The organism is Nissabacter sp. SGAir0207 (assembly GCF_005491205.1).
Taxonomy (GTDB): domain Bacteria; phylum Pseudomonadota; class Gammaproteobacteria; order Enterobacterales; family Enterobacteriaceae; genus Chimaeribacter.
The window spans coordinates 95,019-101,764 of sequence record NZ_CP028039.1; the positions used below are offsets into that span (position 1 = coordinate 95,019).

At 47.1% G+C, this 6,746-nt stretch carries 9 protein-coding genes and 1 pseudogene; 3 read left to right on the top strand and 7 right to left on the bottom strand.

Going from position 1 to position 6,746, the window contains the following annotated elements; all coding sequences use genetic code 11:
- Positions 1 to 2 precede the first annotated feature (2 nt).
- From C1N62_RS22100 to C1N62_RS22125, 7 genes are all read right to left on the bottom strand, one after another.
- Entirely contained in the window at positions 3 to 599 is a 597-nt protein-coding gene (locus C1N62_RS22100; protein WP_137765888.1) for a VRR-NUC domain-containing protein, read from the bottom strand.
- Positions 600 to 833: a hypothetical protein gene (locus C1N62_RS22105; protein WP_137765889.1), complete on the bottom strand. Its 234-nt coding sequence runs from the start codon at positions 831 to 833 to the stop codon at positions 600 to 602.
- Positions 834 to 857: 24 nt separating this feature from the next.
- Complete coding sequence (locus C1N62_RS22110; protein ID WP_137765890.1) at positions 858 to 1,109, bottom strand: HigA family addiction module antitoxin; 252 nt, start codon at positions 1,107 to 1,109, stop codon at positions 858 to 860.
- 48 nt (positions 1,110 to 1,157) lie between these two features.
- Complete coding sequence (locus C1N62_RS23255; RefSeq protein WP_168195934.1) at positions 1,158 to 1,328, bottom strand: hypothetical protein; 171 nt, start codon at positions 1,326 to 1,328, stop codon at positions 1,158 to 1,160.
- Positions 1,329 to 1,518: 190 nt separating this feature from the next.
- A complete protein-coding gene (locus tag C1N62_RS22115) occupies positions 1,519 to 1,752 on the bottom strand; it encodes a hypothetical protein (protein WP_137765891.1) in 234 nt (77 codons plus the stop codon).
- Positions 1,753 to 1,761: 9 nt separating this feature from the next.
- Positions 1,762 to 2,196 (bottom strand): peptide-binding protein, encoded by a 435-nt coding sequence (locus tag C1N62_RS22120; RefSeq protein ID WP_137765892.1) that lies wholly within the window; start codon positions 2,194 to 2,196, stop codon positions 1,762 to 1,764.
- A gap of 38 nt (positions 2,197 to 2,234) precedes the next feature.
- Positions 2,235 to 2,744, bottom strand: a complete 510-nt coding sequence (locus C1N62_RS22125; RefSeq protein ID WP_137765893.1) for a hypothetical protein — start codon at positions 2,742 to 2,744, stop codon at positions 2,235 to 2,237.
- Between the two features lie 731 nt (positions 2,745 to 3,475).
- Between C1N62_RS22125 and C1N62_RS22130 the strand changes: the two genes are divergently transcribed.
- The 3 genes and pseudogenes from C1N62_RS22130 to C1N62_RS22140 form a co-directional block, all read left to right on the top strand.
- Entirely contained in the window at positions 3,476 to 5,503 is a 2,028-nt protein-coding gene (locus C1N62_RS22130; protein WP_137765894.1) for a hypothetical protein, read from the top strand.
- 403 nt (positions 5,504 to 5,906) lie between these two features.
- Positions 5,907 to 6,140 (top strand): MbeB family mobilization protein, encoded by a 234-nt coding sequence (locus C1N62_RS23435; protein ID WP_240775857.1) that lies wholly within the window; start codon positions 5,907 to 5,909, stop codon positions 6,138 to 6,140.
- A gap of 270 nt (positions 6,141 to 6,410) precedes the next feature.
- A pseudogene (locus C1N62_RS22140) lies at positions 6,411 to 6,605 on the top strand (MbeD family mobilization/exclusion protein); the annotation flags it as partial.
- Positions 6,606 to 6,746: the final 141 nt, after the last annotated feature.

The window sequence follows — 6,746 nt, forward strand, 5'->3', positions numbered from 1 at the left end:
GCTTAGGCGGCGGCTGGCAGTGCCTGCCCCGGCTCCAGGAGCCAATAGCGCAGTATCAGAGCAACCGCTTCTTCCCAGCCCCACACCACCTCAGCCACATAGCCTTGTGCCCGTAGCCGCACCTGCCAATCCAGTTGCTCAGCAGAGGGCTTGTTAGTGCCATACTTCAGCTCAAACCGCAGGCCATGGTAGATGCCGCGCGCTGCGTCCAAGGTGACATCGGGGTAGCCCTTCTTCACCCCCTCGGCATTCAAGTCATTGGCGGTTTTCTGCGACCGCAGGCCGCCGTTCGGCGTGGCATGGAGCAAATCATATATGTCCCGGTGATGCCGGTACATGTAGTCAAAGATCCGCACCTGGTCATAATGCTCATAGTTACCTTTGAGCAGATCCGGCTTTTTTCCCAGCTGGATAAGCGCCTTTTCATGTACGGAGACCGCAAAGGCATCCTCCAGCGCATTCAGCTGCGCCAGCGGGCTTTTGAGCCTTGTCGTCAAATCCGGCAGCTCATTCTTGGGCTTGAGCTTTTTGCCCTTGACCAGCTTGCCGCTGGCGTCTCGGTTGTTGGCCTTAAGCCAGTCTTCAGTAATGCGAAACATCTAACCCCATTCACCAGGCTTAACCCCAAACTTACGCACCTGGGCATTACGCTCCCTGTGCCAGTCCTGGGAACAATCTTCATCACAAAATGGCTTTTGCCCACACGGCTCATCACAGTAGTGGCAAAAGCCGTTAATCATCAGCTGCGCGCCGGCAGACTGGCGGGACATTTGGATCTGGGTGTCCAATACTTTTTGCTCGGCCTCAGCCAAGCGGTCGATTTCGTCGCTCATAGGTACTCAAAAAACATGGTTTGGTCATATTTGCGCGTCGTCCCCCATAATTTGGGCAAGGTCATATCGATTTTGGATGGAGAGTAATGCTAATGGCGTCTCATTACAAAAACCCCCAAGCTTCACAGCAGCTTCCGCAGTGAGCTGGGCTTTTTTGTTGATAAGTCTTGATAAGGTAGCGTGGCTAATCCCCACTTTCTCGCCAACCTGACGCAACGTCAGACCGCTGGCCTCAACTGCGGCCTGGATAACCTCACCAGGATGCTGCACGGACATGATGCCCCTTAGATGAAAAAAGCGCCCTCATGGGCGCTTTGCAATCAGTCAGTGATGGCGGCTTGCATGTTCCATCACCATGTTGAGTAAGTAAATTACTGTGAAAACGGCAGGAAATACCTTAATTGTGGTGAGAAGTTTCACCTTTACGCTAGTTTCGCTATTGCGGGTTGCTTGGTTAGCGGCTACTGCGTTGTCTCGACGGGCATAATCAATCATGTTAGAGTCCTTTTGCTCATTGGCCGGGGATCCTTGTTTTGGTGACATGTCCCAGGCCATGTGTAGAGGCTCACTTCGGTGAGCCTTTTTCATCTGGGCATATTGCCCCGATTGCTTGTTACGTGGTACGTACCACGTAACGAATAGTATAGGGTCCCCCTTTAGGTGCAAGTATTAATGAGGTCTTTTGCTATTTACTGTCTTCTTTCAGTGACTTCGCCAGCTGTTCAATCACCCTTCGCCATTCGTCCGCTGTTAAATCACGCACATTCCTGACTAGCTCATCCGTTTTGGGGTCACAAACAAACGTCCATTGCTCCCCATAATGCAGGGTAAATGTCGTCACCCTGTTATTGGACTTACTCAGCTGGCAACCGTATTCCTGCGCCAGTGCTTGCCAGTGCCGTAAATCCCCGTACCGCATCGCCGCTCCTTAATGTTTAGGCTTAACTTTGCTCTCAAGTGTGATGTCTTCGGACACATACTCGTAGTCACTGTCATCCACCTCATCCGGCACCTTCAGCTGGTGGATGGAAGAAAACAGTAACCCGCTCTCCAGCCGTTCGCGGTGATAGAGAGACGCGGCTACCACCGTGAGCGCCGGCCGCTCATAGCTATAAATCGCTGCTACATCGCTATCAATCGCGCTGTCAGCCGGCATCAGCCCCTGCTCTACCAGCAATGCTTTCAGTGCTGGCCAATAAGCCCCCATGCTGCGGTAATAGCGCGGCTCATCCTTCAGGTACTGGCTCATACTCTTAAGGTAGTCCATCAGGTACTCTTCTTCACTGCGGCCGGCCAGCGCCACCGGCAAACAGGCTTCCAGGTAGCTCACTTCCGGTTTCAAGGTGTCTTTCAATGTGGTCATGCAATTTTTGCCGGGTTTCCCCGGCAATCTCCATCAAATTAGTATCGGGAAACAACTTTTAAGACTTCTTCACGGTCGTACCGGGACGGGATCAGCCACCAGCTGCCGGCGAACTCTGATCCGGGGCGCGTCCCATTGAAGAATTTTGCCCCATACTTCTCTTTCAGCTCATCTTTGGAGCGGTAGAGCGCCCCCTCTTTGCCTTTCGGATCCTGAAGGCCAAAGCACCCGCCGGCGGCAAAGTTGATGCCACGCTTGGAACGTACCGCGCCGGTACTGACCCGCACCGTGATGCCCGTTTCAGTTTGCAGGCCATCTACGACGTGCCTTTCTTCCGCTTCTGCCTCAGTTTTGGCAAGGGCAGCCGCTACAGCCTTGGCGTCCTCCGCCTGCTTGCCCTGCTCGGCCTCGGTCGGCTCCTGGCCACCCGTGGGCAGCCCGTGTGCCTCCTGGTAGGCGCGCTTGATTTTGGCGCGCCCCTCCTCACCCATAACCAATAAGGCGTGATCGGCCTGGCGGGCAACATCACGGACGCGCGCCGGCGCCACCAGCAGCTCTGGCGTGACCTCCTTCGCCGGCTTAAGCCGGCAATGACGATAGTCGCGCAGGCTTCCGCCGTTCTATAGCCCGCATATCCGTCAAATTGATGCTCGAAGGTCTTTTCCCCATCTAGGATCTGAAGATACGCGTTCTGCTCTGGTGCCACGTCAGGAGTTACCAGCTCTTTGAACTGCTCATAACGCGCCTGGGCAGTCTCGGCCTTGCCAGCTTCCAGGGACTCGTGCGCCTGCACCACCCGGCGCGCCCTTTCCGCGTCCATGCCCTTGGCAAAAGCGCTTTGGGTTATCGCCGCTTTACAGCGGTGGCCGTAGCCAACTGGCTTTAATCAAATACACCACTATTAATGTACTCGCACAGTCACCCGGTACACTATCGTGAATTTTCACAGTAATTTATTGGCAAACGCCTTCGCCATCTCTTCATCAAGGTGTCAGTTTTGCTATTGAAAGTTATTGTACGTTAGGAGAATTTTTTGTACCTCTGAGCTATGGTAGAGCTTGACCATGTTGATAGGCAGTTTTGAGCGAATAGCGGAAGTTCGAAATTGTGATCTGATCTTTGTTGATTAATGTCTCCCAATGTTAGTAGTTTCTTCATATACAACGCTATGATATTCCCATTAATTCGAGTTTTCGAACGAACAAATCAGAGACCAGTGGTCACCTGCCGAGCACTGACTTGCATGTATGGATTTAATTAATCAAGGAAATTAATCGTTATGAGTGATAATTTTGTTAGTAAAATTGTTAAGGGAAGAATCAAACCACCAATACGTGCTGATTTTAGTCTTGAAAAATGGAATGAGGAGTGGGCTAAGGTTGAGGCAAACTCTTCAGCAAGAGATAAAAAAGTCTATACAATGGGTATAATTATTGATGGTGTGCTCAGTGATATTAGAGAAAAACTAGCGGATTTATATCGACAAGCACCGAAAACAAACCATGAAAAACTGATGATCTCGTATATTGCAAGCTCCAATAGGACATCAGCTGTTGCTCTTAAACTTGCAAAAAGAACACCAACGACAAATGTTAATGACATAATGCTAAAAGCAAATGGTCGAGTAAACAAACAAAGCTTAGGAGAGATCGTTCATGGAGCTGTTGATGGTTTTCAGCTTGCCATAAGAGAATGCATAAAAGGCATAGAGAATAATAGTCAAATAACAAGTTCTGATGATCCAATAGATGAAATGATTTTCATCCAACAAGAAAGCTGGTTATCTCAGTTATATCATACTTACCTCCATCTTTGGCAATGCATTTTATGGAGTGATTATAATTTAGTAGAGATTGATGTTGAAAATAAAATATTCAGAATCGAACAGCCAAACACACCATTTGAAATTGCATTTAATAATAGTAGCCAGCGAAAAGAAAGTCTTTCAGCCCAAATGACATTTATCGCTACCCTACCTAATATAGCCCAATTCTTTGATGATGATAAATATATTTTTATTACTCGGGGTAATAAAAAAAGAGTGGCAAAAGTTGCATCTATTAGTAATGCGACTAGAGAATTAAAAACAATCAACGCGCACTGGAGAATGGGGGAGCATGATCTTGAAGACCACTTTCCTAAAGAGTGGTTAAACAATGATTTTGGTAAAGGGTTTTGTTTGTCAGAAGTATTGAATGTAATGAGAGTATTGATGCTCATCGCTAACATTGAGACTGAAAAATATCCAGAAGATGATAGTGCATATAATGTTAATAAATTAAGGGAGTTTTGTCCAACCGTTCAAGCAAGCTCATTAGAATGTGCCTTGTGTGAAGCTACAGAAATTAACGCCCTTAAAATTAGTAAAATTCTTGATTTTCTAACATTTAATTCTTCTCCAACTGGAGATATTTGGTGTCAACCGTTGGTAAAATTAAAGAAAAATAAGTATGCATTATTGACTAGCGCATTAAACGCACCGGTGATACTTAGGCTTTTCGAGCGTTGGGCATATCTTTTTGATATTGATCTCAGTAAAAAAGGAACGACTTACGAAATAAAAGTTGTAGACGAAATAAACAGCGCTCTTAGAAGCAATGTATTTATAACTGACTATGACGATGCAGTATCTAAAAGAATTAAAGTAATATCTGGTGAGGAAGAGATTGACTTTTTGGCAAGGGTCGATGATTTGATATTGATTGGTGAAGCAAAGTCTATAGTTACCACTGATTCAGAAATATCTAAGTATCGGACGTCTGAAATACTTCAACATGCGGGAGAACAGGTTGTAAGGAAAACAGAGTTTTTAAGAACGAATTTACAAACTGTTTTTGAAGTATTGAATTGGAGTTATGATGCGAATAAAGATTATAAGTTTGCAGGGTTTATCATTAACAGCAGTCGCATATTTGTCGGGCATTCATTTAATTCAATACCAGTAATTGATGAGAAAATACTTCAGGCATACTTCTCCTCAAATGAAATAAACCTGTTAACTGTGATTTCACAAAATAAGTCGAAATCTATTGCTTGGTACAGACTTTATAACAATATCAATGAATTGAAGGATAACTTCAGTAAATATATCGCAGCCCCACCACAATTGAATGCCAACACTAAAGATTATGAGTATAATGAAATAGTTTTCCCCCATATAAATAATGACTCTTATAAAATCTCAAAAAAATATCTTGTATTTAAATCACGTGGCCTGTTAGCTCCTATGGAACAAGAACATAGTTTCCCGGTGATCAAATCAGCAGATTACGATTTAGAGATCGAGACTATTAACGTGACACTTTGATTTTTCTAAATATATTGAATGTTATTGTAATGGCGATGTAATTAACAGAGTGTACCATCGCCATTTTCCCCTAGAAAAGCAATGTCCGCTTCTGGCACAAAGCAGACATGCTTCATCCGGCGTTTTGTCGTCGTCAGTTAACCCAATCTCTTTGTACCAGGCACGGCGGCCGCTCCAACTTTCTCGTATCATTTGTTGCCAGAACTGCACTGCAAAGAGGCATGCAAATGCTGTCGCATTTGTCGCCTTTAGGCTGGGAACACATCGATCTGATAGGCGATTATAGATGGAAAAGCAACCAAATACCGGCTTCTGGTAAGTTTCGTCGGCTGAGACCAGCTAAAGTCGAAAGGTCAAAAATAGCCTTAACGTACAATAATTTTCGATATCCAAACTGACCCCTATGAACAGTCTTTCAACGCGAACGAAGGACTTAGAGCAGGAATCGAAAGCGCAGCAGCAGACTATCGGCGAGATGCTGAAAGCCGCATTCAGCGAGCACGAGAAGTCTGTCAGAGCGGAACTGAACGAAAGCGAGAAGAGAATCAGCGCCGCCATCCTCGACCACGACCGGAAGCTGCCCTCAGCCATGAGCCAGCGCACGAAAGGCATGGTGCGCATGGTCAGCCAGACGTGACTGACCATCGTCCTGGTCTCCGCGCTGCTGATAGCATCGAGCACGGGCATTCTGCGGTGGCAGAGGCAACAGATGCTCAACAATTACACTAGCATCTGGAAGCAGAAGGACGCGCTGGAGAAGCGGAACGCGCGGACGTGGGGCGTGAGGTACCAGGAAGACAACCAGGGGTGCTTTCTGGTCCTGCCGGAAGGCGTACAAGCGGACACGAACTGGACGTTCGATAACGGCAGGAAGAACGGCATCAGACTGGTGCAGGAGTAGAGCAGCATGACGGAGCTGGAAAAACAGTTGCTGAGCGCATTAGAGCAGCTACAGCAGGACTACTCGAAAAGGCTGGACGAGTGTGAGAATGCCTTCGCGGAATGGCGGACGATGTCTGGTCTTATGCAAAGGAAGAACGCGGCGCTGAGCGAGCGCGTCACGGGCTTGAGCAGGCAAGTGCAGAGTTTGAGCGAGCAGCTGAACGCCGCGGAGTTGCGCCAGCAGCAGGAGTGGGCGGCGCAGCATCAAAAACGCTGGAACTGCAACATAATCAGCGACAGAATGGTTTCAATTTTGGAATGTAGGTAATCAACATTTTGAAAAATAAAAAAGGGAAACTTA